General features: G+C 67.5%; 28 protein-coding genes and 1 tRNA gene. 17 read left to right on the top strand and 12 right to left on the bottom strand.

What is annotated here, in order from left to right; translation table 11 throughout:
* Window positions 1–63 precede the first annotated feature (63 nt).
* From HWX03_RS22925 to HWX03_RS22905, 5 genes are all read left to right on the top strand, one after another.
* Window positions 64–1,014, top strand: a complete 951-nt coding sequence (locus HWX03_RS22925) for a branched-chain amino acid ABC transporter permease (RefSeq protein WP_174391173.1) — start codon at window positions 64–66, stop codon at window positions 1,012–1,014.
* 19 nt (window positions 1,015–1,033) lie between these two features.
* Entirely contained in the window at window positions 1,034–2,203 is a 1,170-nt protein-coding gene (locus HWX03_RS22920; protein WP_126362938.1) for an ABC transporter ATP-binding protein, read from the top strand.
* Window positions 2,204–2,226: 23 nt separating this feature from the next.
* Window positions 2,227–3,003: an ABC transporter ATP-binding protein gene (locus tag HWX03_RS22915; protein WP_174391175.1), complete on the top strand. Its 777-nt coding sequence runs from the start codon at window positions 2,227–2,229 to the stop codon at window positions 3,001–3,003.
* A complete protein-coding gene (locus tag HWX03_RS22910) occupies window positions 3,003–3,719 on the top strand; it encodes an ABC transporter ATP-binding protein (protein WP_174432496.1) in 717 nt (238 codons plus the stop codon). Before HWX03_RS22915 ends, HWX03_RS22910 begins: the two co-directional genes overlap by 1 nt.
* Window positions 3,720–3,976: 257 nt before the next feature.
* Complete coding sequence (locus HWX03_RS22905; protein WP_175872767.1) at window positions 3,977–4,648, top strand: DUF2278 family protein; 672 nt, start codon at window positions 3,977–3,979, stop codon at window positions 4,646–4,648.
* A 24-nt stretch (window positions 4,649–4,672) separates the two neighbouring features.
* On the opposite strand, the gene HWX03_RS22900 is transcribed toward HWX03_RS22905, so the two are convergent.
* The 3 genes from HWX03_RS22900 to HWX03_RS22890 form a co-directional block, all read right to left on the bottom strand.
* Window positions 4,673–5,128 carry a GNAT family acetyltransferase gene (locus HWX03_RS22900; protein WP_059576818.1) on the bottom strand — a complete coding sequence of 152 codons (456 nt, stop codon included), beginning with the start codon at window positions 5,126–5,128 and terminating at the stop codon, window positions 4,673–4,675.
* A gap of 13 nt (window positions 5,129–5,141) precedes the next feature.
* Complete coding sequence (locus HWX03_RS22895) at window positions 5,142–6,326, bottom strand: acetylornithine transaminase (RefSeq protein ID WP_175872766.1); 1,185 nt, start codon at window positions 6,324–6,326, stop codon at window positions 5,142–5,144.
* A 294-nt stretch (window positions 6,327–6,620) separates the two neighbouring features.
* A complete protein-coding gene (locus tag HWX03_RS22890; protein WP_175872765.1) occupies window positions 6,621–7,652 on the bottom strand; it encodes a CDP-6-deoxy-delta-3,4-glucoseen reductase in 1,032 nt (343 codons plus the stop codon).
* 107 nt (window positions 7,653–7,759) lie between these two features.
* Here HWX03_RS22890 and HWX03_RS22885 point away from each other — a divergent pair, with 107 nt between their 5' ends.
* Window positions 7,760–8,797 carry an NAD-dependent epimerase/dehydratase family protein gene (locus HWX03_RS22885; RefSeq protein ID WP_175872764.1) on the top strand — a complete coding sequence of 346 codons (1,038 nt, stop codon included), beginning with the start codon at window positions 7,760–7,762 and terminating at the stop codon, window positions 8,795–8,797.
* Here HWX03_RS22885 and HWX03_RS22880 read toward each other — a convergent pair.
* Together HWX03_RS22880 and HWX03_RS22875 are read right to left on the bottom strand one after the other, a co-directional pair.
* Window positions 8,780–8,968 (bottom strand): hypothetical protein, encoded by a 189-nt coding sequence (locus tag HWX03_RS22880; RefSeq protein ID WP_175822147.1) that lies wholly within the window; start codon window positions 8,966–8,968, stop codon window positions 8,780–8,782. The two genes, HWX03_RS22885 and HWX03_RS22880, sit on opposite strands and share 18 nt — an antisense overlap.
* Before the next feature lie 106 nt (window positions 8,969–9,074).
* Window positions 9,075–9,791, bottom strand: coding sequence for a 16S rRNA pseudouridine(516) synthase (locus tag HWX03_RS22875; RefSeq protein WP_175872763.1), 717 nt, complete (start codon window positions 9,789–9,791; stop codon window positions 9,075–9,077).
* Window positions 9,792–9,903: 112 nt separating this feature from the next.
* On the opposite strand from HWX03_RS22875, the gene copC reads away from it, so the two are divergent.
* The 4 genes from copC to HWX03_RS22855 all read left to right on the top strand — a co-directional run bounded on the left by copC (window position 9,904) and on the right by HWX03_RS22855 (window position 12,894).
* Entirely contained in the window at window positions 9,904–10,278 is a 375-nt protein-coding gene (gene copC, locus HWX03_RS22870) for a copper homeostasis periplasmic binding protein CopC (protein ID WP_175872762.1), read from the top strand.
* Between the two features lie 66 nt (window positions 10,279–10,344).
* Window positions 10,345–10,845 (top strand): DinB family protein, encoded by a 501-nt coding sequence (locus HWX03_RS22865; protein ID WP_175872761.1) that lies wholly within the window; start codon window positions 10,345–10,347, stop codon window positions 10,843–10,845.
* A 179-nt stretch (window positions 10,846–11,024) separates the two neighbouring features.
* Window positions 11,025–11,798, top strand: coding sequence for an SDR family oxidoreductase (locus HWX03_RS22860; RefSeq protein ID WP_006478064.1), 774 nt, complete (start codon window positions 11,025–11,027; stop codon window positions 11,796–11,798).
* A 166-nt stretch (window positions 11,799–11,964) separates the two neighbouring features.
* The gene (locus tag HWX03_RS22855) at window positions 11,965–12,894 is read left to right on the top strand and encodes a LysR family transcriptional regulator (RefSeq protein ID WP_175872760.1); all 930 of its coding nucleotides are present in this window, start codon (window positions 11,965–11,967) and stop codon (window positions 12,892–12,894) included.
* 108 nt (window positions 12,895–13,002) lie between these two features.
* On the opposite strand, the gene HWX03_RS22850 is transcribed toward HWX03_RS22855, so the two are convergent.
* Window positions 13,003–13,890, bottom strand: coding sequence for a LysR family transcriptional regulator (locus HWX03_RS22850; protein WP_175872759.1), 888 nt, complete (start codon window positions 13,888–13,890; stop codon window positions 13,003–13,005).
* 106 nt (window positions 13,891–13,996) lie between these two features.
* Between HWX03_RS22850 and HWX03_RS22845 the strand changes: the two genes are divergently transcribed.
* Window positions 13,997–14,887 (top strand): alpha/beta hydrolase, encoded by an 891-nt coding sequence (locus HWX03_RS22845; protein WP_175872758.1) that lies wholly within the window; start codon window positions 13,997–13,999, stop codon window positions 14,885–14,887.
* 30 nt (window positions 14,888–14,917) lie between these two features.
* On the opposite strand, the gene HWX03_RS22840 is transcribed toward HWX03_RS22845, so the two are convergent.
* Window positions 14,918–15,817, bottom strand: a complete 900-nt coding sequence (locus tag HWX03_RS22840; protein ID WP_175872757.1) for an SDR family oxidoreductase — start codon at window positions 15,815–15,817, stop codon at window positions 14,918–14,920.
* A gap of 44 nt (window positions 15,818–15,861) precedes the next feature.
* Window positions 15,862–16,599, bottom strand: a complete 738-nt coding sequence (locus HWX03_RS22835) for an SDR family oxidoreductase (protein WP_175872756.1) — start codon at window positions 16,597–16,599, stop codon at window positions 15,862–15,864.
* Between the two features lie 117 nt (window positions 16,600–16,716).
* Between HWX03_RS22835 and HWX03_RS22830 the strand changes: the two genes are divergently transcribed.
* A complete protein-coding gene (locus HWX03_RS22830) occupies window positions 16,717–17,619 on the top strand; it encodes a LysR family transcriptional regulator (protein ID WP_175872755.1) in 903 nt (300 codons plus the stop codon).
* A 30-nt stretch (window positions 17,620–17,649) separates the two neighbouring features.
* Here the strand turns inward: HWX03_RS22830 and HWX03_RS22825 are convergent, their stop codons facing one another.
* The 4 genes from HWX03_RS22825 to HWX03_RS22810 all read right to left on the bottom strand — a co-directional run bounded on the left by HWX03_RS22825 (window position 17,650) and on the right by HWX03_RS22810 (window position 20,369).
* Window positions 17,650–17,817: a hypothetical protein gene (locus HWX03_RS22825; RefSeq protein WP_175872754.1), complete on the bottom strand. Its 168-nt coding sequence runs from the start codon at window positions 17,815–17,817 to the stop codon at window positions 17,650–17,652.
* A 145-nt stretch (window positions 17,818–17,962) separates the two neighbouring features.
* Window positions 17,963–18,047, bottom strand: a tRNA-Leu gene (locus HWX03_RS22820).
* Between the two features lie 87 nt (window positions 18,048–18,134).
* Entirely contained in the window at window positions 18,135–19,292 is a 1,158-nt protein-coding gene (locus HWX03_RS22815; RefSeq protein WP_175872753.1) for an ABC transporter substrate-binding protein, read from the bottom strand.
* A gap of 135 nt (window positions 19,293–19,427) precedes the next feature.
* A complete protein-coding gene (locus tag HWX03_RS22810) occupies window positions 19,428–20,369 on the bottom strand; it encodes a CysB family HTH-type transcriptional regulator (RefSeq protein WP_174432512.1) in 942 nt (313 codons plus the stop codon).
* Between the two features lie 216 nt (window positions 20,370–20,585).
* Here HWX03_RS22810 and HWX03_RS22805 point away from each other — a divergent pair, with 216 nt between their 5' ends.
* The 5 genes from HWX03_RS22805 to HWX03_RS22785 all read left to right on the top strand — a co-directional run bounded on the left by HWX03_RS22805 (window position 20,586) and on the right by HWX03_RS22785 (window position 25,972).
* Window positions 20,586–22,265 carry a nitrite/sulfite reductase gene (locus HWX03_RS22805; protein ID WP_175872752.1) on the top strand — a complete coding sequence of 560 codons (1,680 nt, stop codon included), beginning with the start codon at window positions 20,586–20,588 and terminating at the stop codon, window positions 22,263–22,265.
* A 25-nt stretch (window positions 22,266–22,290) separates the two neighbouring features.
* Entirely contained in the window at window positions 22,291–22,848 is a 558-nt protein-coding gene (locus HWX03_RS22800; RefSeq protein WP_175872751.1) for a DUF934 domain-containing protein, read from the top strand.
* Window positions 22,845–23,594: a phosphoadenylyl-sulfate reductase gene (locus HWX03_RS22795; RefSeq protein WP_175872750.1), complete on the top strand. Its 750-nt coding sequence runs from the start codon at window positions 22,845–22,847 to the stop codon at window positions 23,592–23,594. The genes HWX03_RS22800 and HWX03_RS22795 overlap by 4 nt, the downstream gene beginning before the upstream one ends.
* A 76-nt stretch (window positions 23,595–23,670) precedes the next feature.
* Entirely contained in the window at window positions 23,671–24,633 is a 963-nt protein-coding gene (gene cysD, locus HWX03_RS22790; RefSeq protein WP_175822221.1) for a sulfate adenylyltransferase subunit CysD, read from the top strand.
* 22 nt (window positions 24,634–24,655) lie between these two features.
* Window positions 24,656–25,972, top strand: a complete 1,317-nt coding sequence (locus tag HWX03_RS22785; RefSeq protein WP_175872749.1) for a sulfate adenylyltransferase subunit 1 — start codon at window positions 24,656–24,658, stop codon at window positions 25,970–25,972.
* Window positions 25,973–25,998: the final 26 nt, after the last annotated feature.

Here is a 25,998-nt window from a genome sequence, read left to right as displayed (position 1 = left end):
CGCGATTCCTCGCTTACCCGCGGGGCGCAACGTCCTCCGGCAGCATGGGCCAAGGAGCTTTAAATGGATATTTTCGTCCAGCAGGTTCTCAACGGGCTGGTGCTCGGCAGTGTGTACGCCATCATCGCGTTGGGATACACGATGGTGTACGGCATTCTCGGCATCATCAACTTCGCGCACGGCGACGTGCTGATGATCGGCGCGATGGTCGCGCTGTCGGCCATCACCGTGCTGCAGAACCACTTTCCCGGACTCGGCAACGTCGCGACGCTGACGATCGGCCTGGGCATCGCCGCGGTCGTCTGTGCGTTCGTCGGCTTCACGATCGAACGGGTCGCGTACCGGCCGCTGCGCCGCGCGCCGCGCCTCGCGCCGCTGATCACCGCGATCGGCGTGTCGATCCTGCTGCAGACGGCTGCGATGATCATCTGGTCGCGCAACCCGCTGCCGTTCCCGCAATTGCTGCCGACCGACCCGATCAACGTGATCAAGGCCACCGACACGACGCCCGGCGCCGTGATCTCGGTCACTGAAATCGTGATCATCGCGGTCGCGTTCCTCGTGATGGCCGGCCTGCTGCTGCTCGTGCACAAGACCAAGCTCGGCCGCGCGATGCGCGCGATCGCCGAAAGCCCGAATACGGCAAGCCTGATGGGCGTGAACCCGAACTTCGTGATCTCCGCGACGTTCATGATCGGCTCCGCGCTCGCCGCGCTGGCCGGCGTGATGATCGCGTCCGAATACGGCAACGTGCACTTCTACATGGGCTTCATCCCCGGCATGAAGGCGTTCACCGCCGCGGTGCTCGGCGGGATCGGCAACCTCGGCGGCGCGATGGTCGGCGGCGTGCTGCTCGGCCTGATCGAGCAGCTCGGGGCCGGCTACATCGGCAATCTCACGGGCGGCGTATTCGGCAGTAACTACCAGGACGTGTTCGCCTTCGTCGTGCTGATCATCGTGCTGGTGTTCCGTCCGTCGGGCCTGCTGGGCGAACGGGTCGCGGATCGCGCGTAACGGAAGGGGAGCAAACAACATGACATCCATTCAACCGATCGAATCGTCGACGTCGCTCGTCGAAGAGCGCAACACCGCCAAGACCGTCGTCATCGGCCTCCTCACCGCGGTCCTCGTGATCGCCGCGCCGATCGTGATCGGCTCGGCCGGCGGCAACTACTGGGTCCGCGTGCTCGACTTCGCGATGCTGTACGTGATGCTCGCGCTGGGCCTGAACGTGGTGGTCGGCTTCGCCGGCCTGCTCGACCTCGGCTACATCGCGTTCTACGCGGTGGGCGCGTACACGGCGGCGCTCCTGAGCTCGCCGCACCTGACCTCGCAGTTCGAGTGGATCGCGGCGCTCGCGCCGAACGGGCTGCACATCCCGTTCCTGCTGATCGTGCCGATCGCGATGGCGCTGGCGGCGACCTTCGGGATCCTGCTCGGCGCGCCGACGCTGCGCCTGCGCGGCGACTACCTGGCGATCGTCACGCTCGGCTTCGGTGAAATCGTCCGGATCTTCATGAACAACCTCGACCGTCCGGTGAACATCACCAACGGCCCGAAGGGGATCACGGGCATCGATCCGGTGCACGTCGGCGGCTTCAACCTGTCGCAGACGCACTCGCTGTTCGGCTTCCAGCTGCCGTCGGTGTACATGTACTACTACCTGTTCGTGCTCTGCTCGCTGCTGGTGATCTGGGTGTGTACGCGTCTGCAGCACTCGCGTATCGGCCGCGCGTGGGCAGCGATCCGCGAAGACGAGATCGCGGCGAAGGCGATGGGCATCAACACCCGTAACGTGAAGCTGCTCGCGTTCGCGATGGGCGCGTCGTTCGGCGGCCTGTCGGGCTCGATGTTCGGCGCGTTCCAGGGCTTCGTGTCGCCCGAGTCGTTCACGTTCTGGGAATCGATCGTCGTGCTCGCCTGCGTGGTGCTCGGCGGCATGGGCCATATCCCGGGCGTGATCCTGGGTGCGGTGCTGCTCGCGATCTTCCCGGAATTCCTGCGCTCGACGATGAGCCCGCTGCAGCATGCGCTGTTCGGTCATGACATCGTCGATACGGAAGTGATCCGTCAGGCGCTGTACGGCCTCGCGATGGTGATCATCATGCTGTACCGCTCGGAAGGCCTGTGGCCCGCGCCGAAGCATGAGGACAAGATCGCGAAACTGGCGAAGCGCAACAGCAAGAAGCCGGTGCGCGCTTAACCTACGGACAAGGGGATACACACATGAGCGACAAGCAAATCCGACTGTCCGTGCAGGGCGTGAACAAGCGCTTCGGCGGGCTGCAGGCACTGTCCGACGTCGGCCTGCAGATCCGCGAAGGCGAGATCTACGGCCTGATCGGCCCGAACGGCGCCGGCAAGACGACGTTCTTCAACGTGATCACGGGCCTCTACACGCCGGACTCCGGCGACTTCAAGCTGGACGGCACGAACTACACGCCGACGGCCGTGCACCAGGTGGCCAAGGCCGGCATCGCGCGCACGTTCCAGAACATCCGCCTCTTCGGCGGCATGACGGCGCTCGAGAACGTGATGGTGGGCCGCCACGTGCGCACCAAGCACGGGCTGCTCGGCGCGGTGTTCCAGACGCCGGCCGAGCGCAAGGAAGAGCGCGAGATCAAGGAACGCGCGATCGAGCTGCTCGAATACGTCGGCGTGCTGCAGTATGCGGACTACACGTCGCGCAACCTGTCGTACGGTCACCAGCGTCGTCTGGAAATCGCACGGGCCCTGGCGACCGACCCGAAGCTGCTCGCGCTCGACGAGCCGGCCGCCGGGATGAACGCGACCGAGAAGGTCGAACTCACGCGCCTGCTCGACAAGATCCGCTCGGACGGCCGCACGATCCTGCTGATCGAGCACGACGTGAAGCTCGTGATGGGGCTGTGCAACCGGATGACGGTGCTCGATTACGGCAAGGTAATCGCCGAGGGTCTGCCGCAGGACGTGCAGAAGAATCCGAAGGTGATTGAGGCATATCTCGGCGCAGGGGTGCACTGATGGCAGCGGCAATGTTGAAAATCAAGGGCTTGCAGGTCAACTACGGCGGCATCCAGGCCGTCAAGGGCGTTGACATGGAAGTTCGCCAGGGCGAGCTCGTGACGCTGATCGGCGCGAACGGCGCCGGCAAGACCACGACGATGAAGGCGATCACCGGCCTGAAACCGTACTCGGCGGGCGACATCGAGTACGACGGCAAGTCGATCAAGGGCGTGCCGTCGCATGAACTGCTCAAGCGCGGCCTCGCGATGGTGCCGGAAGGCCGCGGGATCTTCGCGCGGATGTCGATCATCGAGAACATGCAGATGGGCGCGTACCTGCGCAACGACAACGAGCAGATCAAGAAGGACGTCGACCGGATGTTCGGCTTCTTCCCGCGCCTGAAGGAACGGGCGACGCAGCTCGCGGGCACGCTGTCGGGCGGCGAGCAGCAGATGCTGGCGATGTCGCGCGCGATCCTGTCGAAGCCGAAGCTGCTGCTGCTCGACGAGCCGTCGATGGGCCTGTCGCCGATCATGGTCGAGAAGATCTTCGAAGTGGTGCGCGAGATCTCGAAGGAGGGCATCACGGTGCTGCTGGTCGAGCAGAACGCACGCCTCGCGCTGCAGGCGGCCGACCGCGCCTACGTGATGGATTCGGGCACGGTCACGATGGAAGGCGACGCGAAGCAGATGCTCGACGATCCGAAGGTGCGCGCCGCGTATCTGGGCGAGTAAGCGATCGAATGAACGGGCCCGGTTGCGCATGTCGCACCCGGGCTTTCGAAAAGCCGTCACGGGCGACCGTGACGGCTTTTTTTCGTAGTGTGCGATTCGCGTCGAACTATGCGCGCCAAGGCGACTCCATTCGACTGTTGCACCGCGCATGCGGCTGGCGTGCGGTTGTTCGCAGCCGGTCGCCCGCAGCCGGTCGCCCGCAAACCGACACACGGGCCGCGTAGCATCGATGACCCATCGGGACACGGAGAACACGCATGAGTCTGGACTACGGTTTCGTGAAGGCGAAGGTGACGTCGGTGGCGAAGCTGAAGGGCTCGCCGCACGGCAGCGAGATCCAGTATCACATTCACCTGACGCTGGCGCTGCCCACCGGCGACTGGGACGTCGCGATCAACGTCGGCACCAGCGACGCGGACGACCTGCTGAACTACAAGCTCGTCTACGATTTCCACCATCCGGTCACGCAGACGCTCGCCGCCGCGGCCGAAGGCTATACCGATCTCACGGGGCAGGCCGCGCTGCCCGCGCTCGACTACCTGCGCAGCGACATCCTGAACGACACGGGTGCATGGCGCGCGAGTGCGGTGATGGACGGCACCGAGCATCCGGAGCCGATCCCGTCGCTGTTGCGGCTCGTGAACGCCGCGCAGTCGCAGGGGCTCGACGTCGTCGTGTTCGGCCGCACGTATTCGGAAGGCAACGGCATCCACGACACGCACATGAACCAGGGCTCGACGGGCCCGAACTACCTGCATCGCGCGGGCGACGACCACAACGACCACAACGACGTGTGGCAGGACGGCGCGCTGATCGTGCGCGTGAGCGACGCGCAATGGGCCGCGTATTTCGCGGCGTTCGAGCAGCAGGCCGTGCCGACCGACGCGCTCGGCAATCCGCTGCCGGGCGCGGGGCCGATCACGCGCTGAGCCGCGCCGCTGCCGGCGGCCGTGTTACGCGGCGGGCAGCGTCTTGCCGAACGAGATGCGTTCCTCGACGCGATAGCCGAGCGCCGCGTAGAAGCGGCACGCGTCGTCGTTGCCGGGCAGCACCTGCAGGTTGATCTTCAGGCAGCCGCGCGCGGCGAGCGCGCGTTCCGCATGCGCAATCAGCGCGCGGCCGACGCCGAGCCGGCGCGCGTCGTTCGCGACGCCGAACGAGTAGAGCCAGCCGCGATGTCCGTCGAAACCGGCCATCAGCGTGCCGACGACGCGCGCCCCGCTGGTCGCGACGAAGAACAGTTCCGGCTGCGTCGCGAGCTTCAGCTCGATCGATCGCAGCGGATCGCGGTGCGGCGGCGCACCGGCTTCGTCGTACTGCGGGAACGCGTCGCGCCATACCGCGAGCACCGCATCGGTATCGGCGCGTTCGAACGGGCGGATCGCGACAGCATCGGCGGCGGCATCCATCGCGGCGGGCTCCTTACAGCGTATCGAGGATCGACCGCAGCATCGCCATCATCTGGTCGATCTCTTCGGTCGTCACGTTCAGCGCGGGCATGAAGCGCAGCAGGTTCGGCCGTGCGGCGTTCAGCAGCAGGCCGTCGGGCTGCATGTCGCGAGCCTTCTCGACGATCTGCGGGCCGATGTCCTTGCCGAGCAGCAGCGCGCGCAGCAGGCCTTCGCCGCGTTCGCCCTCGAAGCCGCGCTCCTCCGACAGCTCGAGCAGCTTGCGCTTCAGATACTCGCTGCGCGCACGCACACCTTCGAGGAAGCCGGGTGCGACGAGCTGCGAGATCACCGAATAGCCGACCGCCGTCATCAGCGGGTTGCCGTTGTACGTGCCGCCCTGGTCGCCGGCCTCGAACACCGCGACATCGGCCTTCGACAGCAGCGCGCCGAGCGGTGCGCCGCCGCCGATGCCCTTCGCGAGCGTCATGACGTCCGGCTCGATGCCGGACAGCTCGTACGCGAACAGCGTGCCCGCGCGGCCGCAACCGCTCTGCACTTCGTCGACGATCAGCAGCAGGTTGTGCTGCTTCGTCAGCGCGCGCAGCGCCTGCATGAATTCGCGCGTGGCCGGGATCACGCCGCCTTCGCCCTGGATCGGTTCGAGCATCACCGCGACGGTCTTGTCGGTGATCAGCTTCTCGACCGAGTTGATGTTGTTCAGCTCGGCCTTCGGGAAGCCCGGCACCTGCGGTGCGTAGATCGTGTCCCAGCCCGGCTTGCCGCTGGCCGACATCGTCGCGAGCGTGCGGCCGTGGAAGCTGTGGTCGAACGTGATGATTTCGTACGCGCCGTTCTTGAACTTGCGGCCCCACTTGCGCGCGAGCTTGATCGCGCCTTCGTTCGCTTCGGCGCCGCTGTTCGTGAAGAACACCTTGTCGAACACGCTGTGCTGCGTGAGCAGGCCCGCGAGCTTCGCCATCGGCTCGTTGTAGAACGCCGGCGACGGGTTCAGCAGCTTTTCGGCCTGGCTCTTCAGCGCTTCGACGATGCCGTCGTTGCAGTGGCCGAGGCTGTTGACGGCCCAACCCTGGATGAAGTCGAGATAGCGCTTGCCCGTGTGATCGTAGAGCCACGAACCCTTGCCGTGCGTAAACACGATGTCGGGGCGGTTCGTGATGTACATCAGCGAGTCGATCGGATAATCGTTCAAGGGCATGGCAGCAGACTCCAGCGGGCGTTGAAAGGGAAACGGGCAATAAAAAAGCCACGGAAGGCCGTGGCTGGTGGGTCGAACAGCTTGTGCGTAACCGGTGAAGCGGAGGAGGGTTACGCGCGAGTCCGTGACGAGCCGGCGGCATCCGGGCGGAGCGGCGAGCGGCGACGTCGGAGAGCGGACAGGAAGCGGTTCATGTGCGCAAGCATAAGGCATCCCGCGCCCCACTGTAAACCGCCGCGATGCCACGGATGTGACACGGGCGGCGCGCAGCGGGGACGCGGGCGCGCCCGGTGCTCAGACCGGATGCGCGAGATCGGCGGCGCTCGTGAACGAGTCCGCGTAGAACTCGTCGGCCGGCAGCGCGTGGTGCTGCGTGAAGTCGCGCTGCGCGGATTCGACCATCACCGGCGCGCCGCACGCGTACACCTGGTGGCCGGACAGATCGGGCAGGTCCTCGATCACCGCGCGGTGGACGAAGCCCGTACGGCCCGTCCACTGGTCGGCGTCGTCCGGCTCGGAGAGCACCGGCACGTACGTGAAGTTCGGGATCTCGCGCGCCCACTGCTCGGCGAGCTCGCCGAGGTAGAGGTCCTTCTTGCGGCGCGCGCCCCAGTAGAGCGTCATCGGGCGCGTGATGCCCGAGTGCTTCACGTGCTCGATGATCGCCTTGATCGGCGCGAAGCCGGTGCCCGACGCGAGCAGCACGATCGGCTTGTCCGAATCCTCGCGCAGGAAGAACGTGCCGAGCGGGCCTTCGAAGCGCAGGATGTCGCGCTCCTTCATCGCACCGAACACGTGATCGGTGAACTTGCCGCCCGGCATGTGGCGGATGTGCAGCTCGATCGGGCCTTCCTCGTGCGGCGCGTTCGCCATCGAGTAGCTGCGGCGCGAGCCGTCCTTCAGGATGAATTCGACGTACTGGCCCGCGAGGTATTGCAGGCGTTCGTTGGCGGGCAACTGCAGCTTCACGACCATCACGTCGTCCGCCTTGCGTTCGAGCGCGGCGATCCGGCACGGCAGCTTCTTGACCTGCACGCCGTCGACGCCGGCGATCTCGCGCACGTCGATCTCGAGATCGCATTGCGCCTTCGAGCAGCACAGCAGCGCGAGGCCGCGCGTGCGTTCGTCGTTGGACAGCGCCGACGCGGCGTGCGGGCCCTGTTCGATCTGGCCCGACACGATCTGGCCCTTGCAGGAGCCGCACGCGCCGTTCTTGCAGCCGTACGGCAGATGGACGTTCTGGCGCAGCGCGGCCGCCAGCACGGTTTCGTCCGACTCGACCTGGAATTGCCGGCCGCTTTGCTTGAGAGTGACGTTGAATGCCATAGAACCAAACTAGAACAAAATGGGGGGACCGTGCATGTCGCGCACGGCAGCTACAATGCAAAACCGTTGCGCGTCGCGCAACGGCGGCTACTGATTTCGCAACCAACATGATCGCGACACGAATCCTGCGCCGGCCGCGCGTACTGATCGTCGGCTGCGGCGACGTCGGCATGCGCTGCGTCGCGCAATGGCGTGACGCGCGCCGCAACCTGCGCATCCTCGCGCTGACGAGCCACCCGGCCCGCCGCGACGAACTGCGCGCCGCAGGCGCGACGCCGATCGTCGGCGACCTCGATCGCCCGGCGACGCTCGGCCGTCTCGCGGGCCTCGCCCGCACGATCCTGCATCTCGCGCCGCCGCCATCCGACGGCCGCGACGACCGGCGCACGCGTGCGCTGATCGCCGCAACGTCCATGCCCGCGCGTCGGCCGGCGGCACCGCCGGCACCGGCGGTCGGCCGGCTCCGAACGCTGCGCAGCGCGGCGCGACAGGCCGGCGCGCCCGTTCGGGCAGCGCGTATTGTACCCGACGGTCTTCGCGTGCCGAGGCTGGTCTACGCCAGCACGACGGGCGTCTACGGCGACTGCGGCGGCGCGCGCATCGACGAAACGCACCCGCTGCGCCCCGCGAACCCGCGCGCATTCCGGCGCGTGTCGGCCGAGCGGCAACTGCGTGCGGCGACGGTGCGCGGCGTGCTGTCCGCGCGCATCGTGCGCATTCCCGGCATCTACGCGGCGAACCGCCTGCCGATCGCGCGGCTCGAGCGCGGCACCCCGGCGCTCGAGCCGGCCGACGACGTGTACACGAACCACATCCACGCGGACGATCTCGCGGCGATCCTGCGTCGTGCGGCCGAGCGTGGCAAGCCGGCGCGCGTCGTGCACGCGTCGGACGACACCGAACTGCGGATGGGAGAGTATTTCGACCGGGTCGCGCAGGTGCTCGGCCTGCCGAGGCCGCCGCGCGTCAGCCGCGCGGACGCGGAGCGCCTGCTGGAGCCGACGCTGCTGTCGTTCATGCGCGAGTCGCGGCGCCTGTCCAACGCACGGCTCAAGGCCGAATTGTGCGTGACGCTGCGCTATCCGACCGTAGACGATTTCCTTCAAACGCTCGCGCCGGGCAGTGCGTCAGGTGAGCGCCGGTAACGCCTCGATCAGCAGGAAGCACAGCAGCGCACCGATCAGCGCGCCGATCAGGTTCGGATGATATTTGTGCTTCAGGTGCATCGTGGCCAGCAGGCCGCCGATCACGATCACACCGATGACCGCGAACGCGATCATCGCCGACGACAGTTCGAAAGAATGGTTGATGTTCATGATGTCTCCCCCTGCATCGCTGCTCTTGCAGCTTGTGATTTGAGTATAGCGGGGGAACCTGCGGCCGAGACGTGGCCGGACACCGAACGGTCGTGCGGATTTTCCCTTACAGGGTTTCGACGGGATTGCGCAGCGCGGCAAGGTCGGCTTCGTCGAGCCACCGCCATGCGCCGGGCGCGAGGTCGGCCGGCAGCGCGAAGCCGCCGATGCTTTCGCGGTGCAGCAATTCGACGCGGTTACTCGCCGCCGCGACCATCCGCTTGACCTGGTGGTACTTGCCTTCGAGCACGGTCAGCGCGAGCGCGTGCGTGTCGCGGGCGTCGGCGGCGACGGCCGCGATCGGCTTCGGCTCGCCATGCAACTGCACGCCGGTGCGCAGCGCGTGCAGTTGCGCGTCGTCGAGCGGGTGGCGCACGGTCGCGACGTAGGTCTTCGGCACCTTGCGCTTCGGCGACGTGTACGCGTGCACGAACTGGCCGTCGTCGGACAGCAGCAGCAGGCCGGTCGTGTCCTGGTCGAGCCGGCCGACGCACTGCACGCCGCGCGCGACGAGCGGCGCGGGCAGCAGGCTGAACACGCTCGCATGGTGCTGCGGATCGCGCGAACACTCGTAGCCGGCCGGCTTGTTGAGCGCGAGATACGCGCGCGCATGGAACGGCCATGCCGTATCGTCGACCGTGAACACGAGGCCGTCGGTGTCGAAGGTGGCGTCCGGGTCGGTCGCGGCAGCGCCAGCGACGGCGACGCGGCCTGCTTTGATCAGGCCGCGGCACTGGCGGCGCGAGCCGAAGCCCTGGGTGTAGAGAATGCTTTCGAGATCCATAGCGCGCGCATTCTATCAAGCGGCGGCGCCTGACCGGCATGAACGCGCATGCGCTGGTAAGCTGCCGGAACGCTGCGCCGCGCGGCGCCCGTTCATTCTTCACGGAAAGTCCATGCCTTTCGATTCATTCCCGTTCGGCCGCCACGCTGCCGCCGTCATCGTCGCCGCGACCGTTTCGTCGGCCGCGTTCGCGCACGCGCATCTCGCGAACAGCGACCCGGCGGCGGGCGCGGCGGTGGCTGCCGCACCGGCGGCCGTCACGATCGACTTCACCGAGCCGCTGGAGCCGGCATTCAGCTCGATCGTCGTCGTCGACGGCGACGGCAAGACGGTGTCGAACGACCGCGCGCGCATCGACGCGTCGAACCGCAAGCGGATGACGGTGCCGCTCGCGGCGCTCGGCACGGGCGCGTACACGGTGAAGTGGGTGGCCGTCGCGACCGACGGGCATCGCACGCAGGGCGCGTACGGCTTCAGCGTGAAGTGACGCAACGGCGGCGGCAGGCCCGTGCCAGGGTTGCCGCCCGCCTTTATCCGACAGGGAGTCTCCCGCATGAATCCGACGACGCTCGACGCACTCGCCGATTTCCCCCGTCAGATCGAAGCGCATTTCGCGGCCGTGCCCGACGGCTATGCGCGCTGGACACCCGACGACTGGGCCGGCATCCCGAGCGAGCATTTCTCGCCGCTCGGGCAGCTCTGCCACGTGCGCGACATCGAGATCGACGGCTATCACGTGCGGCTGCGGCGCATGCTCGACGAAGACCGGCCGCTGCTCGTCTCGATCGACGGCGATGCGCTCGCGACCGAGCGGCGCTACAACGACGCCTATGCGTCCGACGTGCTCGCGGCGATTCGCGACGCGCGACGCGAGACGCTGGAGTTGCTGTCGCGCCTCACGCCCGAACAGTTCGAGCGGACCGGCGAGTTCGACGGCTACGGTTCGCTGACCGTGCGCGGGCTCGTCCATTACCTGTGCAGCCACGACCAGCAGCACCTGGCCGGCATGCAGTGGCTGCTCGGCAAGATCGACGCGGCGCTATACGCGCGCTGAGCCGGCCGGCGGCCGCGTAATCGACTGCAGAATCCGGCGCCGCCGTCGGTGCGGCAGGCCACCTTGCGTGGCTTCGATTGGATCGGTTTTCTGGATAATCCATCCAGCCGCAGCCGGCTGACCGGCGGGTCGCGCATGCCTACACTCCTAGCTTCGTCCAACGAAACAAGGAGTCAACCGTGGCAACTCATACGCTCGCAGACAAGGTCGTCCTGATCGCAGGCGGCGCAAAGAATCTCGGCGGCCTGATCGCCCGGGACCTGGCGGGCCACGGCGCGAAGGCGGTGGCGATTCACTACAACAGCGCGGCGTCGCAGGCGCAGGCCGAGGAGACGGCCGCCGCGGTGCGCGCGGCCGGCGCGGAAGCCGCGACGTTCCAGGCGGACCTCACGACGGCCGCCGCGGTCGAGAAGCTGTTCGACGACGCGAAGCAGCGCTTCGGCAAGATCGACATCGCGATCAACACGGTCGGCAAGGTGCTGAAGAAGCCGTTCACCGAGATCAGCGAAGCCGAGTACGACGAGATGTTCGCTGTCAACAGCAAGTCGGCGTTCTTCTTCATCAAGGAAGCCGGGCGGCACCTCGAGGATCACGGCAAGCTCGTCACGCTGGTGACGTCGCTGCTCGGCGCGTTCACGCCGTTCTACGCGGCGTACGAAGGGTCGAAGGCGCCGGTCGAGCACTTCACGCGCGCGGCGTCGAAGGAATACGGCGCGCGCGGGATCTCGGTGACGGCCGTCGGGCCGGGCCCGATGGACACGCCGTTCTTCTATCCGGCCGAAGGCGCCGATGCGGTCGCGTACCACAAGACGGCCGCCGCGCTGTCGCCGTTCAGCAAGACCGGGCTGACCGACATCGAGGACGTCGTGCCGTTCATCCGCCATCTCGTGACCGATGGCTGGTGGATCACGGGGCAGACGATCCTGATCAACGGCGGCTATACGACCAAGTAACCGGGCCGCTTGCGGGCCGCGCGGCGCACCGCAATGGCGCGTTTGCGTGGACAATGAACGGGCGCGCAGCCACGAGGCCGCGCGCCCGTTTTCTCTGTGTCGCCGAAGCCGGCCGCGATGCGCGGCGGCCGGCGCCGACCGTCGTTCGAACCCGGGTTTCCCGCCGATGGACAAGCTGGATCAGGTCAGGATCTTCCTGCAGGTTGCCGAGATGGGCAGCTTCATCAAGGCCGCGCATGCGCTCGACGTGCCGCGTGCGACCGTATCGGCGGCCGTCCAGCAGCTCGAGACGGCGCTCGGCACGCGGCTGTTGCATCGCACGACGCGCCAGGTGCAGCTGACCGCCGACGGCGCGCTGCTGCTCGAACGCGGCCGGCGCCTGCTCGCGGAGGCCGACGAACTCGACCGCCTGTTTCGGCGCCGCGACCGCGACGTGGTCGGGCGGCTGAACGTCGACGTGCCGAGCCGGATCGCGCGCCGCGTCGTGGCGCCCGCGCTGCCGTCGCTGTTTCGCCGCCACCCGAAGCTGCAACTGTCGCTCGGCTCGACGGACCGCACGATCGACCTCGTGCAGGAGGGCGTCGATTGCGCGATCCGCGTCGGGCGGCTCGCGGACAGCAGCCTCGTCGTGCGGCCGCTCGGGCAGTTCACGCTGATCAACTGCGCGAGCCCCGATTACCTGCGCGAATGCGGCGTGCCCGAGCATCCGGATGCGCTCGCGCACGGGCACTGGGCGATCGGCTATGCGTCGCCGACGACGGGGCGCGAGCTCGGCTGGGAATACTGCGCGGACGGACAGCGGCACATGCTGACGCTGCCGAGCCGCGTGATCGTCAACAACGCCGAAACCTATATCGCCAGCTGTATCGCGGGAATGGGGCTGATCCAGATTCCGCGCTTCGACGTCGAGCATCTGCTGGCAAGCGGCGCACTCGTCGACGTGATGCCCGGCCACCGCGCCGAGCCGATGGACGTGGCGGCCGTGTATCCGCACCGCCGGCATCGCTCGAGGCGGCTCAACGCGTTCATCGAGTGGTTCGGGGAGCTGATGGCGGATGCATTGAACGACGAGGGCGCGAGCGGCAGCGACGACTGAACGCGGCATCGTGCCGGTATCCGCGGGCCGTCCCGCCGTTCGCCGGCCCGTGACGCCGCTCGATCGGCATCGGTGCTATGCGGCCGCGCTCGACTGCGCTGCGCGTGCTCAGGCGGCGAACTGCCGCGTGCGCCCGGTGGCCCGTACCGCGTCGATCAGCGCGGCGCCGGCGCCGTCGGGCTTCGACGCGAATGCGTAAAAGCGTGCGGCCGGCAATGCCGGCAGGCCGTCGTGCGGCCCGCACTCGCGCAGGCCGTCGCGCAACTGGCTGCGCGCGAGCGCCGTGACCGCGAAGCCGGCGAGCGCGGCCGACATGCAGCCGGCCATGCTCGCGCTTTCGAACAGCACGCGAAAGGGCCGCAGCGCGGCGGCGAGCGCGGACACCGCGGCTTGCCGATACACGCACGGTTCCGGAAACAGCGCGAGCGGCACGCCTTCTTCGGCGTCGAGCGCCGTATCGGCCGCGAATGCCCACACGAGCGGTTCCTCCCACAGCAGTTCGCCTGGCGTGTCGACCTGTTGACACTGCTTGCCGAACACGACGTCGAGCCGGCCGAGCGTCTGCTCCCGCAGCAGCGACGCGGTGATGCCGACCTTCAGTTCGATCGATGTGCACGGATGGCTGTCGCGGAACGTGCGCAGCACCTGCGGCAGCCACGTGCCCGCGAAATCCTCCGACGCGCCGACCCGCAGCGGCCCGTGCGCCGGCGCGCCGCGCAGCCGCGCGCGCACCTCGCGCTCCATGTCGACGATGTTGCGCGCGTACGCGTACAGCGTGTCGCCGGCCGGCGTCAGCGCGATACGGCGTGTCGTGCGCGCGAGCAGCACGGTGCCGGCTGCCTGTTCGAGCCGCTTGATGTGGCCGCTGACGGCGGACGGCGTCAGCGCGAGGCGTTCCGCGGCCGGCGCGAACCCGCGGCTGTCGACGACTTCGAGAAAGGTGCGCAGCAGCGCGATGTCGAGCGCGGTCGACGCGGGGTCGGGCGGCGGTTCCATGGATCGATTCAACGCAATATATGAAGGATGAATCATGATACTCCGTGAATCGTGATGAAAGGCCGACCTACCATCGTAGGTTCACGCTGACCTGACGGAGTACCCGATGACGACCTATGCGCATGCGACGACCGCGTCGCTCGACATTGCCTATCTCGAATGGAACCCGCGCGGCGAACGCGTGGCCGTGCTGCTGCACGGCTGGCCGGACAGCCCGGTCGGCTGGGAGGCGGTGGCATCGGCGCTCGCTGCGGGCGGCTATCGCGTGCTGGCGCCGGCATTGCGCGGCTTCGCGCCGACCCGCTTTCGCGATGCGTCCATGCCGCGCAGCGGCCAGCTCGCGGCGCTCGGGCGCGACCTGCTCGAATTCGTCGACGTGCTCGGTATCGAGCGGCCCGTGCTGGTCGGGCACGACTGGGGCGCCCGCGCGGCCGCGAACGCGTGCGGGCTGCGCGACGATGCCGCATCGCAGCTCGTGATGCTGTCGGTCGGGTACGGCACCAACGATCCCGCTCAGCCGCTGTCGCTGCAGCAGGCGCGCAACTACTGGTATCACTGGTTCATGGCGACGCCGCGCGGCGAGCAGGCGCTACGCGACGACCGCCGTGCGTTTGCGCGCCTGATGTGGGAGACGTGGTCGCCGCCGGGCTGGTATCGCGACAGCGATTTCGACGCGGCGGCCGTTGCGTTCGACGGACCCGACTGGATCGACGTCGTGCTGCATTCGTACCGGCAGCGCTGGGGCTTCGCGGCGGGCACGCCGGCCTATGCCGACGACGACGCGCGGCTGAACCCGGCGCCCGTGCTGACGGTGCCGACGCTCGTGCTGCATGGCGGTGCGGACACCTGCAATCATCCGGACAGCTCGGCCGGGCGTGAACGGTTCTTCGCCGGGCGTTACGAGCGACAGGTGCTCGATGGAGTCGGGCACTTCCCGCAGCGCGAATCCCCAGCGGCGGTCGCGGACGCGATTCTCGGGTTCTGCGAGCGGGGTTGACCCGCGCCGGCCGGCCCGGCGCGGGAAGGATCAGCCGTCGACGCGCGGCGCGAGCAGGTCGGCGAGCCCGATATTCCTGAACATTTCGCGGCGGATGCGATCGCCGACGCGGAACACTTCCTCCGCGCCGTCCTGCGACGGATCGACGAACACGCGGTACGGGCGCTTGCCGGGCGGCGTGGCGACGATATCGACGATCGCCGTCGCGACCGCGCCGGCATCGGCGTCCGCGGGTTCGAGCGCGGCGAGGCCCTTCAGCGCCTGATCGGCGACGCCCGCGTACGGCCCGCTGTCGTAGGCAGCCTGCACGGCGGTATCGGCCGGCTTGCCCGCATGGAGGAAGTGATTCGTGCCTCGGGTGAACGCGCCCGGCACGACGATCGACGTTTCGATGCCCCAGCGGGCGAGTTCGGCAGCGTAGGACACCGCGAGCGAATCCATCGCGGCTTTCGCGGCGAAGTAGGGCGCCAGGAACGGCGGGGTGCCGCCGCGCGCCGACGAGGACGAAACCCACACGAGCAGGCCGCGGCCCTGGCCGCGCAGGTGCGGCAGCGCCGCGCGGTTCACGCGCTGGGTCGACACGACGTTGATGTCATAGAGCTGCGCCAACTGCTCGGGCGTGAACGCTTCGGCCGGCCCGAACACCATGTGGCCGGCGTTGTGGATCACGACGTCGAGGCGGCCGTGGTCGGCGATCACGCGATCGATTGCGGCGTCGACCGATGCGTCGTCGCCGACGTCGAGTTCGACGGTGCGCAGGTCCACGCCGTGTTGCTGCGCATAGGCGGCGACGGCGGCGACGCGCGGCGCATTGCGCCCGGCGCTCTCACGCATCGATGCGTAGACCGTGTGACCGGCGCGGGCGAGCGCCTGGGCCGTCAGCAAGCCGAAGCCGCTGGACGCGCCGGTGACGAGGACGACTTCCTTCATGAGCAATCTCCTGGCGGAAAGATGAGGTGGCGGCGAGCGGTCCGTCAGCACATGCCGCCGTTGGCGCGCAGGATCTGGCCGTTGATCCACGCGCCGTCCGGGCCCGCGAGGAACGCGACGACGCGCGCGATGTCGTCGGGCTGGCCGAGCCGCTCGAGCGGGTTCAGCTTCGCGAGCCGATCGACGAGTTCGGGGCTCTTGCCCTGCAGGAACAACTCGGTCGCGACCGGTCCCGGCGCGACGGCATTCACGCGGACCCCGCGCCCGCGCATTTCCTGCGCGAGCACCTGAGTGAGGCTTTCGACCGCCGCCTTGCTGGCGACGTACACGCCGTAAGTCGGCATGCGCATGCCGATCACGCTGGTCGACAGGTTGATGATGCGTCCGCCGTCGTGCACCCGCCTTGCCGCTTCGCGGCATACGTTGAACGTGCCTTTCACGTTGATGGCGATCGTTTCGTCGAAGAGCGCATCGTCGCAGTCGGCGATGGTCGCCAGCTTCATCACGCCCGCGGAGTTGACCACCACGTCGATGCCGCCGAATGCATCGCGGGCGGCGTCGAACAGCGCGGCCACGGCCGCCGGGTCGGCGACGTTCGCCTGCACCGCGACGGCATGGCCGCCGTCGGCGACGATCGCGTCGACCACTTCGCGGGCTGGGCCGGCGCTTCCGGCATAGTTGACGACGACCCGGAAGCCGTCCCGGGCGAGTTGGCGGGCGATTTCCGCGCCAATGCCGCGCGACGAACCCGTGACGAGGGCGACCTGTTCCGATGTGCTCATGTCCTGCTCCTTGGTTCGTGAGTGCCGGTTGATCCGGCGACAGGACAAATGTAGGCTTCTGCGATCGATAAAAATAATGAATAATGATCAGTCAATGAATGACTGAAAGTATGTCTCATGGGATTCGACAGCAGGCTGCTCAGCGGTATCGGGGTGCTCTCCGCGGTGATCGAGGCCGGCACCTTCGCGCGCGCGGGGGAGGCGATGGGGCTGACGCAGCCGGCGGTGAGCCGCGCCGTCGCCCGGCTGGAAGAGCGGGTCGGCATCCGGATCTTCAACCGGACGGCGCGCGCGATCACGTTGACCGACGAAGGGCGGCGCTTTTACGAGACGGTCGCGCCGCTGCTGGCCGGCATCGAGGAGGCGGCGCTCGACGCCGGTCAGTCGAAGGCGCGCGTGAGGGGGCGGCTGCGGGTCAACGTGGACGGCACGTTCGGCCACTACGTGCTGGCGCCGCGGATGGCGGAATTTCTCGACCGCTTTCCCGACCTGTCGGTCGAAATCAGCGTGCGGGACCGGATGGGCGACCTCGTCGCCGACGGCTTCGACGTGGCAGTGCGCTTCGGCATCCCGGAGCCGTCGTCATATCGTGCGCGGCTACTGCTCGAGACGCGCGTGCTGACCTGCGCGTCGCCGGCCTACGTCGCGCGTCATGGCGAACCGCGGCACCCTCGGGATCTCGTGGACGGTCACCGGTGCGTGCTGATCCGCGACCCGGTGACGGGGCGGCCGTACGAATGGGAGTTTCATCGGGGCAAGGAAGTGGTGCCGTTCGATGCCGGTGGACAATTGATGGTCAACGATACGGGCGGCCTGCTCGGCGCGTGCCTGGGCGGCGCCGGTATCGCGCAATTGCTGGAACTCTACGCGCGGGACATCGTTGCCGACGGGAAGCTGGTCCTGCTGCTGCCGGAGTGGGCGGACGAGACATTTCCGCTCTACGCGTATCACCACGCGTCGAACCTCGTTGCCGCGAAGGTGAGGGTGTTTCTCGACTTCGTCCGCGAACTGATGGCCTGAGTCTGCTGGGAGAGAAGGGCGACCGTCGGGTCATTCGGTGCGATGGGGAATGTTGTCCGGGAACGGATAGGGCGCATGCGGCCCCGGCCAGTCGGGGACGGGCGGCGCGCTCAGCACGTCGCAGCCACCGAGCATGAACCCCAGCACTGCCGCGAGCACGCCGCGGCCCATCCGGTATGAAATCGTGCGCATCGACATGGGCGGCCTCCGTGCTCGGCATCCATGATGCTTGGACTGCCGGGCGGAGCACCTGTTGCGGCGAACGCGACGCAAAACAAAAAACCCGCGAAGCGGCGAGCTTGCGCGGGTTTCGACAGTTGCAGCGCATGACGCTGCGAAATACTGGTGCCCAGGGCCGGAATCGAACCGGCACGCCTTGCGGCGGGGGATTTTGAGTCCCCTGCGTCTACCAATTTCACCACCTGGGCTTGTTTCTGGCTGCGCACGTAGTCGTGCGCAGCGAAACGCGGATTATGGCTGAAAACGAGGGACCGGGCAAGCCGTCCGACCGTTCGTCACTGGCTCAGGTAGACGAACCGGCCCTGCTTCACGATTCCCATCACGCTCGCGCGCTGGTCGAGCCCCACGTGATCCTTGTCGCTCGTATTGACGACGCCGTTCGGCACGACGAGCTCGTGCGCGCGTTCGAGCTCGCGCCGTAGCGCCGCGCGGAAGGCGGGCGTGCCGGGCTGCGCGGCTTTCAGCGCGCGGCCGACCGCATCGGCGAGGCGCGGATAGACACCCGCCGCATCGCCCGCGAACTGCGTGACCGTGCCGGTGCCGTACTTCGCCTCGTACGCATCGACGAACGCGAGCGCGGCCTTGCGGGCCGGGTGGTCGGCCGGCAGCGTGCGCGCGACGACCACCGGCTGGGTCGGGAACAGCGTCCCGTCGACGTCCTTGCCGCCGAGCTTGATGAATTCCGGCGTCGCGATGCCGTGCGTCTGGTAGACCGCACCCTTGTAGCCACGCTCGATCAGCGTGCGCTGCGGCAGCACGGCCGGCGTGCCGGAGCCCGCGATCAGGATCGCATCGGGTTTCGCCGCGATCAGCTTCAGCGCCTGGCCCGTCACGCTCGCGTCGGTGCGGTTGAAGCGCTCGGTCGCGACCACGCGGATCTTGCGCAGCTCCGCGAAGCGCGTGAATTCGTTGAGCCAGCTGTCGCCGTAGCTGTCCGCGAAGCCGATGAAGCCGACCGTCTTCACGCCGTGGTTGGCCATGTAGCGCGTCATCACGTCGGCCATCGCGCGGTCGCTCTGCGCCATCTTGAACGCCCAGGTCCGCGCGCCTTCCTGCGGCTCGACGATCGCGCCCGAGCCGACCAGCGTGACCATCGGCGTCTGCGCGGCGGCCACCGCGTCGAGCGCCGCGAGCGCGGCTGGCGTGATGTTCGGCCCGACCACGACGTCGACGTGATCCTCGTCGACCAGCTTGCGGATGTTGCGCACCGCGGCGCCCGGGTCGGACGCGTCGTCGAGCACCGTGACCTGCACCGGCTGCCCGGCGATCGTCTTCGGCCACATCAGGATCGCGTTCTTGCTCGTGATGCCGATCGCGGCGGCCGGGCCGGTCGACGACAGGTCGACGCCGACCTTCAGGTCGGCATGCGCGGCCGCGCAGGCCAGCACGAGGGCGGCGCCGGCGGCGCGGCGCAGCAGGGCGGGAAGCGTCATGCGGGAATCTCCGTCGGGCAACAAAAAGGGGCGCGATAGGCGCCCCTGGGTTTATACACGCGGGCTCAAGAAAACGCCGGGCCGCGCCAAATTTCCAGGCCCCCTCGGGGGCCTGGCGCAGCTCTTGGGGGGCGCTTACAGCTCGTACGATTCGGATTCGCCCTTGAGCGCCTGTTCGATCAGCTTGCGGTTCAGCGTCGGCGACAGCAATTCGACCAGCGTATACACATAGCTGCGCAGATAGGCGCCCTGCTTGAGCGCGACGCGCGTCACGTTGCTGCCGAACAGGTGGCCGACCGGGATCAGCCGCAGGCCGCGATCGCGCTCGGGATTGAACGCGATGTCGGCCATGATGCCGACGCCGAGGCCGAGTTCGACATAGGTCTTGATCACGTCGGCGTCGATCGCCTCGAGCACGATGTCCGGCGACAGCCCGCGCAGCGCGAACGCATGGTTGATCTTCTTGCGGCCCGCGAACGCGTCGTCGTACGTGATCAGCGGGTACTGCGCGAGATCGTCCAGCGTGACCGGCTTGCGTTCGAGCAGCGGGTGGTCGGGCGGCACCACGGCCGCGTGATGCCACTGGAAGCAGGGCAGCGACACGAGTTCCTTGTAGTCGGAGATCGCCTCGGTCGCGATCGCGAGATCGGCCTGGTCGTGGATCACCATCTCGGCCACCTGCGTCGGGCTGCCCTGCAGGATCGACAGGTGCACCTTCGGGAAGCGCTTCTTGAACTCGGCGATCGCGGCCGGCAGCGAGTAGCGGGCCTGCGTGTGGGTCGCCGCGATGGTCAGGTTGCCCTGATCCTGCGCCGCATAATCTTTCCCGACCCTTTTGAGGCTTTCAACCTCCTGAAGAATCCGCTCGACCGACGCGAGGATGATCCGGCCCGGCTCGGTGAGCGAGCGCACGCGCTTGCCGTGCCGCGTGAAGATCTCGACGCCCAGCTCGTCCTCGAGCTCGATGATCGCCTTCGATACCCCCGGTTGCGACGTGTAGAGCGCCTTGGCGGCCTCGGTGAGGTTGAAATTCTGCCGGACGGCCTCGCGCACGAAGCGAAATTGGTGCAGGTTCATTTATAACCCTTTCGCATATCAACAGAATTTTTTAGTCGTTTGAAATATAAGGCGAGTTTATTACGATTCACCGGAGTTTTTCAAATATGGATATCTGTTTTCGTCATTAGCAATCCAGCCACGCAGCGGATGGCCGGCGATGGCGGCGAAACGGAGATTCGAGCGCGGCGTGGCTAGGACGTCGCGCGGTCACCACGAAAACCCTGGGGTCCCCGAATGTACCAGTACGACCAGTACGATCAGACGATCGTCGACGAGCGTGTTGCCCAATACCGCGATCAGGTGCGCCGCCGCCTGTCGGGTGAGTTGAGCGAAGACGAGTTCCGTCCGCTGCGCCTGCAGAACGGCCTGTACATGCAGCGCCACGCGTACATGCACCGCATCGCGATTCCGTACGGCAACCTGCGCAGCGACCAGCTCCGGATGCTGGCCCGCATCGCCCGCGAACACGACCGCGGCTACGGCCACTTCTCGACCCGCTCGAACATCCAGTTCAACTGGATCGAGCTGGAAGACACGCCCGAGATCCTCGCGAAGCTCGCGTCGGTGCAGATGCATGGCATCCAGACGTCGGGCAACTGCATCCGCAACATCACCGCCGACCAGTTCGCCGGCGTCGCGCAGGACGAAGAGATCGATCCGCGCCCGTGGGCCGAGATCCTGCGCCAGTGGTCGACGTTCCATCCCGAATTCGCGTGGCTGCCGCGCAAGTTCAAGATCGCCGTGTCGGGGTCGAAGCATGACCGCGCGGCCGTGCAGATCCACGACCTCGGCGTGTACCTGAAGAAGAACGCGCAGGGCGACGTGGTCGCGAGCATCCTCGCGGGCGGCGGCCTCGGCCGTACGCCGATCGTCGGCGCGGTGATCAAGGAAGACCTGCCGTGGCAGCACCTGCTCACGTACTGCGAAGCCGTGCTGCGCGTGTACAACCGTTATGGCCGCCGCGACAACCTGTACAAGGCGCGGATCAAGATCCTCGTGAAGGCGCTGTCGCCGGCGAAGTTCGCGCAGCAGGTCGAGGAAGAGTGGCAGCACCTGAAGGACGGCCCGTCGACGCTCACGCAGGCCGAAATCGACCGCGTGTCGCAGTACTTCCAGCCGCCCGTCTACGAGAAGCTGGCCGACACCGACGCGTCGTTCGAACAGCACCTGCTCGAGAACAAGGCGTTCGCGCGCTGGGTCGAGCGTAACGTCGCGCCGCACAAGGTGGCGGGCTATGCCGCCGTCACGCTGTCGCTGAAGGATCACCGCGTGGCCCCGGGCGACGCGACCGACGCGCAGATGGATCTGGTCGCCGACTGGGCCGACACGTACTCGCTCGGCGAACTGCGCGTGTCGCACGAGCAGAACCTGATTCTCGCGAACGTGAAGAAGCGCGACCTGTTCGCGTTGTGGGAAAAGGCGAAGGCGGCCAGTTTCGCGACGCCGAACATCGGCCTCCTGACCGACATCATCGCGTGCCCGGGCGGCGACTTCTGCTCGCTCGCGAACGCGAAGTCGATCCCGATCGCGCTGGCGATCCAGCAGCGTTTCGACGATCTGGACTACGTGTACGACCTCGGCGACCTGTCGCTGAACATTTCCGGTTGCATGAACTCGTGCGGTCACCACCACGTCGGCAACATCGGCATCCTGGGCGTCGACAAGGACGGCGCCGAGTGGTACCAGGTGTCGCTCGGCGGCGAGCAGGGCACGGGCCGCAACGGCGCGCGCCTCGGCCGCGTGATCGGGCCGTCGTTCTCGGCGGAACAAGTGCCTGACGTGATCGCAAAGCTGATCGACACGTTCGTCGAGGCGCGCATCGACGGCGAGCGCTTCGTCGACACGTACGACCGCATCGGCATCGCGCCGTTCAAGGAGCGCGTGTATGCGGCGCGCCAGGCAGTGAACGCGTAACCAACCGGGTAGAAGGAATTTGCAGATGGCTTCGATTATCAAGAATCGCGCAGTGATCGACGACGCATGGCAGGTCGTGCGCGCGGCGGAAGACGGTGCGCTGCCCGCGGTCGACGCATTGCCGGCCGGCAAGGTGCTGGTGCCGTTCGCGTTGTGGCAGGCCGAGCGTGCGGCGCTCGTCGCCGCGAAGACGAAGGACGAACTCGGCGTGTGGCTCGCGCCGGACAGCGAACCGGCGGATCTCGTGGCCGACTTCGGCGCGATCTCGCTGATCGCCGTCGACTTTCCGCGCTTCGCGGACGGCCGCGGCTACAGCATCGCGCGCCTGCTGCGCGAACGCCATGGCTGGACCGGCGAGCTGCGCGCGATCGGCGACGTGCTGCGCGACCAGTTGCTGTACATGTCGCGTTGCGGTTTCGACGCATTCGCGGTGCGTGCCGACAAGGACATCCACGACGCGCTGAATGCGTTCACGGAATTCACGCAGCGTTACCAGGGCGCATTCGACGAGCCGGCACCGCTGTTCCGCCGCCGCGCCGATGCGGCCGACGTAGCGACGCCCGACGCCAAGGTGAGCGCATGAGCATCGCGACCGCCACCGAACTGACGCCGGAACTCGCCGCGAAGGTCGAGCGCCTCGACGCGCTGCTCGCGCAGATCGGCGCGCGTCACGACAAGGTGAAATTCGCGAGCAGCCTCGCCGCGGAAGACATGCTGCTCACGCACGCGATCCTGTCGAAGGGCGTGTCGATCGGCATCTTCTCGCTGAACACGGGCCGCCTGCACGCGGAAACGCTGGGCATGATCGACCGCGTGCGCGAGCGCTACGGCTACCAGATCGAGCAGTTCCATCCGCAGCAGGACGCGGTCGACCAGTACGTCGCCGAGCACGGCCTGAACGCGTTCTACGAGAGCGTCGAGCTGCGCAAGTCGTGCTGCCACATCCGCAAGGTCGAGCCGCTGAACCGCGCGCTGGCGGACGTCGGCGCGTGGGTGACGGGCCAGCGCCGCGAGCAGTCGGTCACGCGCGCGGAGCTGCACGAGGAAGAACAGGACGACGCGCGCGGGATCGCGAAGTACAACCCGCTCGCCGACTGGACGGAAGCCGACGTGTGGGCGTACCTTAACGCGTTTGACGTGCCGGTCAACCCCCTGCATGCGCGCGGCTATCCGAGCATCGGCTGCGAGCCGTGTACGCGTGCGATCCGTCCCGGCGAGGACAGCCGCGCGGGCCGCTGGTGGTGGGAGTCGCGCGACACGAAGGAATGCGGGCTGCACATCACGATCACGCCGATTCCCGCGAGCGCCGAAACCGGCGCCGCGCACTGAACGCCCGATAAGAAACTGAATATTGCGCCGCCTGCGACAGCGGGCGGCACGAACCCAGAAGAGAAGGACTGAAATCATGAGCACGACGCTCGAGCAATCCGCCTTTGCCCCGCCCACCGGCGCCGACAGCCGCATGGGCCACCTCGACTGGCTCGAAGCCGAGTCGATCCACATCCTGCGCGAACTCGTTGCCGAATGCAGCAAGCCGGCGCTGTTGTTCTCGGGCGGCAAGGATTCGGTCGTCGTGCTGCATCTGGCGCTGAAGGCGTTCGGCCTCGGCGCGAACCGCAAGACGACGCTGCCGTTTCCGCTCGTGCATATCGACACGGGCCACAACTACGAGGAAGTGATCGACTTCCGCGATCGCCGTGCACAAGAGCTCGGCGCCGAGCTGGTGGTCGGCCACGTCGAGGATTCGATCAAGCGCGGCACGGTCGTGCTGCGCCGCGAAACCGATTCGCGCAACGCCGCGCAGGCCGTCACGCTGCTCGAGACGATCGAACAGCACGGCTACACGGCGCTGATCGGCGGCGCACGCCGCGACGAAGAGAAGGCGCGCGCGAAGGAGCGGATCTTCTCGTTCCGCGACGAATTCGGCCAGTGGGACCCGAAGGCGCAGCGCCCGGAACTGTGGAGCCTGTATAACGCCCGCCTGCACAAGGGCGAGCATCTGCGCGTGTTCCCGATCTCGAACTGGACCGAACTCGACGTGTGGCAGTACATCGCGCGCGAAAACCTCGAACTGCCGTCGATCTACTACGCTCACGAGCGCGAGATCGTGCGCCGCAACGGGCTGCTCGTGCCGGTTACGCCGCTCACGCCGATGCGTGACGGCGAGACGAGCGAGCTGGCGCAGGTGCGCTTCCGCACGGTCGGCGACATCAGCTGCACGTGCCCGGTCGAGAGCGACGCGGACGACGTCGAGAAGATCATCGCCGAGACGGCGGTGACCGAGATCACCGAGCGCGGCGCGACCCGGATGGACGACCAGGCGTCCGAAGCCGCGATGGAACAGCGCAAGAAGCAAGGTTATTTCTGAAGCACACGAGGACATTCACATCATGAGCATCATCGAGAACACCGAAGACCTCGGCGTGTTGCGCTTCATCACCGCGGGCAGCGTTGACGACGGCAAGAGCACGCTGATCGGCCGCCTGCTGTACGACAGCAAGGCCGTGCTGTCCGACCAGCTGTCCGCGCTGTCGCGCGCGAAGAACAAGCGCACGGTCGGCGACGAGCTGGATCTCGCGCTGCTGACGGACGGCCTCGAGGCCGAGCGCGAGCAGGGCATCACGATCGACGTCGCGTACCGCTACTTCGCGACCGCGAAGCGCAAGTTCATCATCGCCGACACGCCGGGCCACGAGCAGTACACGCGCAACATGGTGACGGGCGCGTCGACCGCGCACGCGGCGATCGTGCTGATCGACGCGACCCGCATCACGGTCGAGAACGGCGTCGTGCACCTCCTGCCGCAGACCAAGCGCCACAGCGCGATCGTCAAGCTGCTCGGGCTGCAGCACGTGATCGTCGCGATCAACAAGATGGACCTCGTCGACTACAGCGAGGCGCGCTTCAACGAGATCCGCGACGCGTACGTTTCGCTCGCGAAGCAGCTCGGCCTGACCGACGTGCGTTTCGTGCCGGTGTCGGCGCTGAAGGGCGACAACATCGTCGGCGCGAGCGAGCGCATGTCGTGGTATGCGGGCGAGCCGCTCCTCGACGTGCTCGAGTCGCTGCCGGTCGAGACGCAGGCGCACGACGCGCTGCGCTTCCCGGTGCAGTGGGTCGCGCGCCAGGACGGCAGCTCGGCCGACGATTTCCGCGGCTACATGGGCCGGATCGAGTCGGGCGAGGTGAAGGTCGGCGATGAAATCATCGTGCTGCCGTCGAACCGCACCGCGACGATCGCCGAGATCGTCGCGCCGGTGCCGGGCGGCACCGCATCGGTCGCGCACGCGTTCGCGGGCCAGACGGTGACGATCCGTCTCGAACAGGACGTCGACGTGTCGCGCGGCGACATGTTCGTCACGACCGCCGAGCCGGTCGAGCCGGCCAAGAAGCTCGAGGCCGACCTGTGCTGGTTTGACGAGACGCCGCTGTCGCCGCAGCGCAAGTACCTGCTGAAGCAGACCACCAGCACGGTGTTCGCGAAGATCGGCGCGGTCAAGCAGGTGCTCGACGTGCATACGCTGTCGCACGCGACCGACCGCCAGGATCTGAAGATGAACGACATCGGCCGCGTGGCGCTGACGCTGCAGAAGCCGATCGTCTGCGACACGTACGATGCGCACCCCGGTACGGGCGCGTTCGTGCTGATCGACGAGGCGACGCATCACACGGTCGCCGCGGGCATGATCCGCGCGTTCTCGGCGTAATCGTCAATCTGCGCGGCGGCGAACCG

Source organism: Burkholderia sp. BCC0397 (genome assembly GCF_902832865.1).
GTDB lineage: Bacteria > Pseudomonadota > Gammaproteobacteria > Burkholderiales > Burkholderiaceae > Burkholderia.
Note: the sequence above shows the minus strand (reverse complement) of the source record. Positions and strands in the feature narration are given on the sequence as shown.

What these genes read in the sequence shown, in the direction of transcription:
- HWX03_RS22925 (WP_174391173.1), top strand. Translation starts at nt 64, where the DNA reads ATGGATATTTTCGTCCAGCAGGTTCTCAACGGGCTGGTGCTCGGCAGT.
- HWX03_RS22920 (WP_126362938.1), top strand. Translation starts at nt 1,034, where the DNA reads ATGACATCCATTCAACCGATCGAATCGTCGACGTCGCTCGTCGAAGAG.
- HWX03_RS22915 (WP_174391175.1), top strand. Translation starts at nt 2,227, where the DNA reads ATGAGCGACAAGCAAATCCGACTGTCCGTGCAGGGCGTGAACAAGCGC.
- HWX03_RS22910 (WP_174432496.1), top strand. Translation starts at nt 3,003, where the DNA reads ATGGCAGCGGCAATGTTGAAAATCAAGGGCTTGCAGGTCAACTACGGC.
- HWX03_RS22905 (WP_175872767.1), top strand. Translation starts at nt 3,977, where the DNA reads ATGAGTCTGGACTACGGTTTCGTGAAGGCGAAGGTGACGTCGGTGGCG.
- HWX03_RS22900 (WP_059576818.1), bottom strand. Translation starts at nt 5,128, where the DNA reads ATGGATGCCGCCGCCGATGCTGTCGCGATCCGCCCGTTCGAACGCGCC.
- HWX03_RS22895 (WP_175872766.1), bottom strand. Translation starts at nt 6,326, where the DNA reads ATGCCCTTGAACGATTATCCGATCGACTCGCTGATGTACATCACGAAC.
- HWX03_RS22890 (WP_175872765.1), bottom strand. Translation starts at nt 7,652, where the DNA reads ATGGCATTCAACGTCACTCTCAAGCAAAGCGGCCGGCAATTCCAGGTC.
- HWX03_RS22885 (WP_175872764.1), top strand. Translation starts at nt 7,760, where the DNA reads ATGATCGCGACACGAATCCTGCGCCGGCCGCGCGTACTGATCGTCGGC.
- HWX03_RS22880 (WP_175822147.1), bottom strand. Translation starts at nt 8,968, where the DNA reads ATGAACATCAACCATTCTTTCGAACTGTCGTCGGCGATGATCGCGTTC.
- HWX03_RS22875 (WP_175872763.1), bottom strand. Translation starts at nt 9,791, where the DNA reads ATGGATCTCGAAAGCATTCTCTACACCCAGGGCTTCGGCTCGCGCCGC.
- copC (WP_175872762.1), top strand. Translation starts at nt 9,904, where the DNA reads ATGCCTTTCGATTCATTCCCGTTCGGCCGCCACGCTGCCGCCGTCATC.
- HWX03_RS22865 (WP_175872761.1), top strand. Translation starts at nt 10,345, where the DNA reads ATGAATCCGACGACGCTCGACGCACTCGCCGATTTCCCCCGTCAGATC.
- HWX03_RS22855 (WP_175872760.1), top strand. Translation starts at nt 11,965, where the DNA reads ATGGACAAGCTGGATCAGGTCAGGATCTTCCTGCAGGTTGCCGAGATG.
- HWX03_RS22850 (WP_175872759.1), bottom strand. Translation starts at nt 13,890, where the DNA reads ATGGAACCGCCGCCCGACCCCGCGTCGACCGCGCTCGACATCGCGCTG.
- HWX03_RS22845 (WP_175872758.1), top strand. Translation starts at nt 13,997, where the DNA reads ATGACGACCTATGCGCATGCGACGACCGCGTCGCTCGACATTGCCTAT.
- HWX03_RS22840 (WP_175872757.1), bottom strand. Translation starts at nt 15,817, where the DNA reads ATGAAGGAAGTCGTCCTCGTCACCGGCGCGTCCAGCGGCTTCGGCTTG.
- HWX03_RS22835 (WP_175872756.1), bottom strand. Translation starts at nt 16,599, where the DNA reads ATGAGCACATCGGAACAGGTCGCCCTCGTCACGGGTTCGTCGCGCGGC.
- HWX03_RS22830 (WP_175872755.1), top strand. Translation starts at nt 16,717, where the DNA reads ATGGGATTCGACAGCAGGCTGCTCAGCGGTATCGGGGTGCTCTCCGCG.
- HWX03_RS22825 (WP_175872754.1), bottom strand. Translation starts at nt 17,817, where the DNA reads ATGTCGATGCGCACGATTTCATACCGGATGGGCCGCGGCGTGCTCGCG.
- HWX03_RS22815 (WP_175872753.1), bottom strand. Translation starts at nt 19,292, where the DNA reads ATGACGCTTCCCGCCCTGCTGCGCCGCGCCGCCGGCGCCGCCCTCGTG.
- HWX03_RS22810 (WP_174432512.1), bottom strand. Translation starts at nt 20,369, where the DNA reads ATGAACCTGCACCAATTTCGCTTCGTGCGCGAGGCCGTCCGGCAGAAT.
- HWX03_RS22805 (WP_175872752.1), top strand. Translation starts at nt 20,586, where the DNA reads ATGTACCAGTACGACCAGTACGATCAGACGATCGTCGACGAGCGTGTT.
- HWX03_RS22800 (WP_175872751.1), top strand. Translation starts at nt 22,291, where the DNA reads ATGGCTTCGATTATCAAGAATCGCGCAGTGATCGACGACGCATGGCAG.
- HWX03_RS22795 (WP_175872750.1), top strand. Translation starts at nt 22,845, where the DNA reads ATGAGCATCGCGACCGCCACCGAACTGACGCCGGAACTCGCCGCGAAG.
- cysD (WP_175822221.1), top strand. Translation starts at nt 23,671, where the DNA reads ATGAGCACGACGCTCGAGCAATCCGCCTTTGCCCCGCCCACCGGCGCC.
- HWX03_RS22785 (WP_175872749.1), top strand. Translation starts at nt 24,656, where the DNA reads ATGAGCATCATCGAGAACACCGAAGACCTCGGCGTGTTGCGCTTCATC.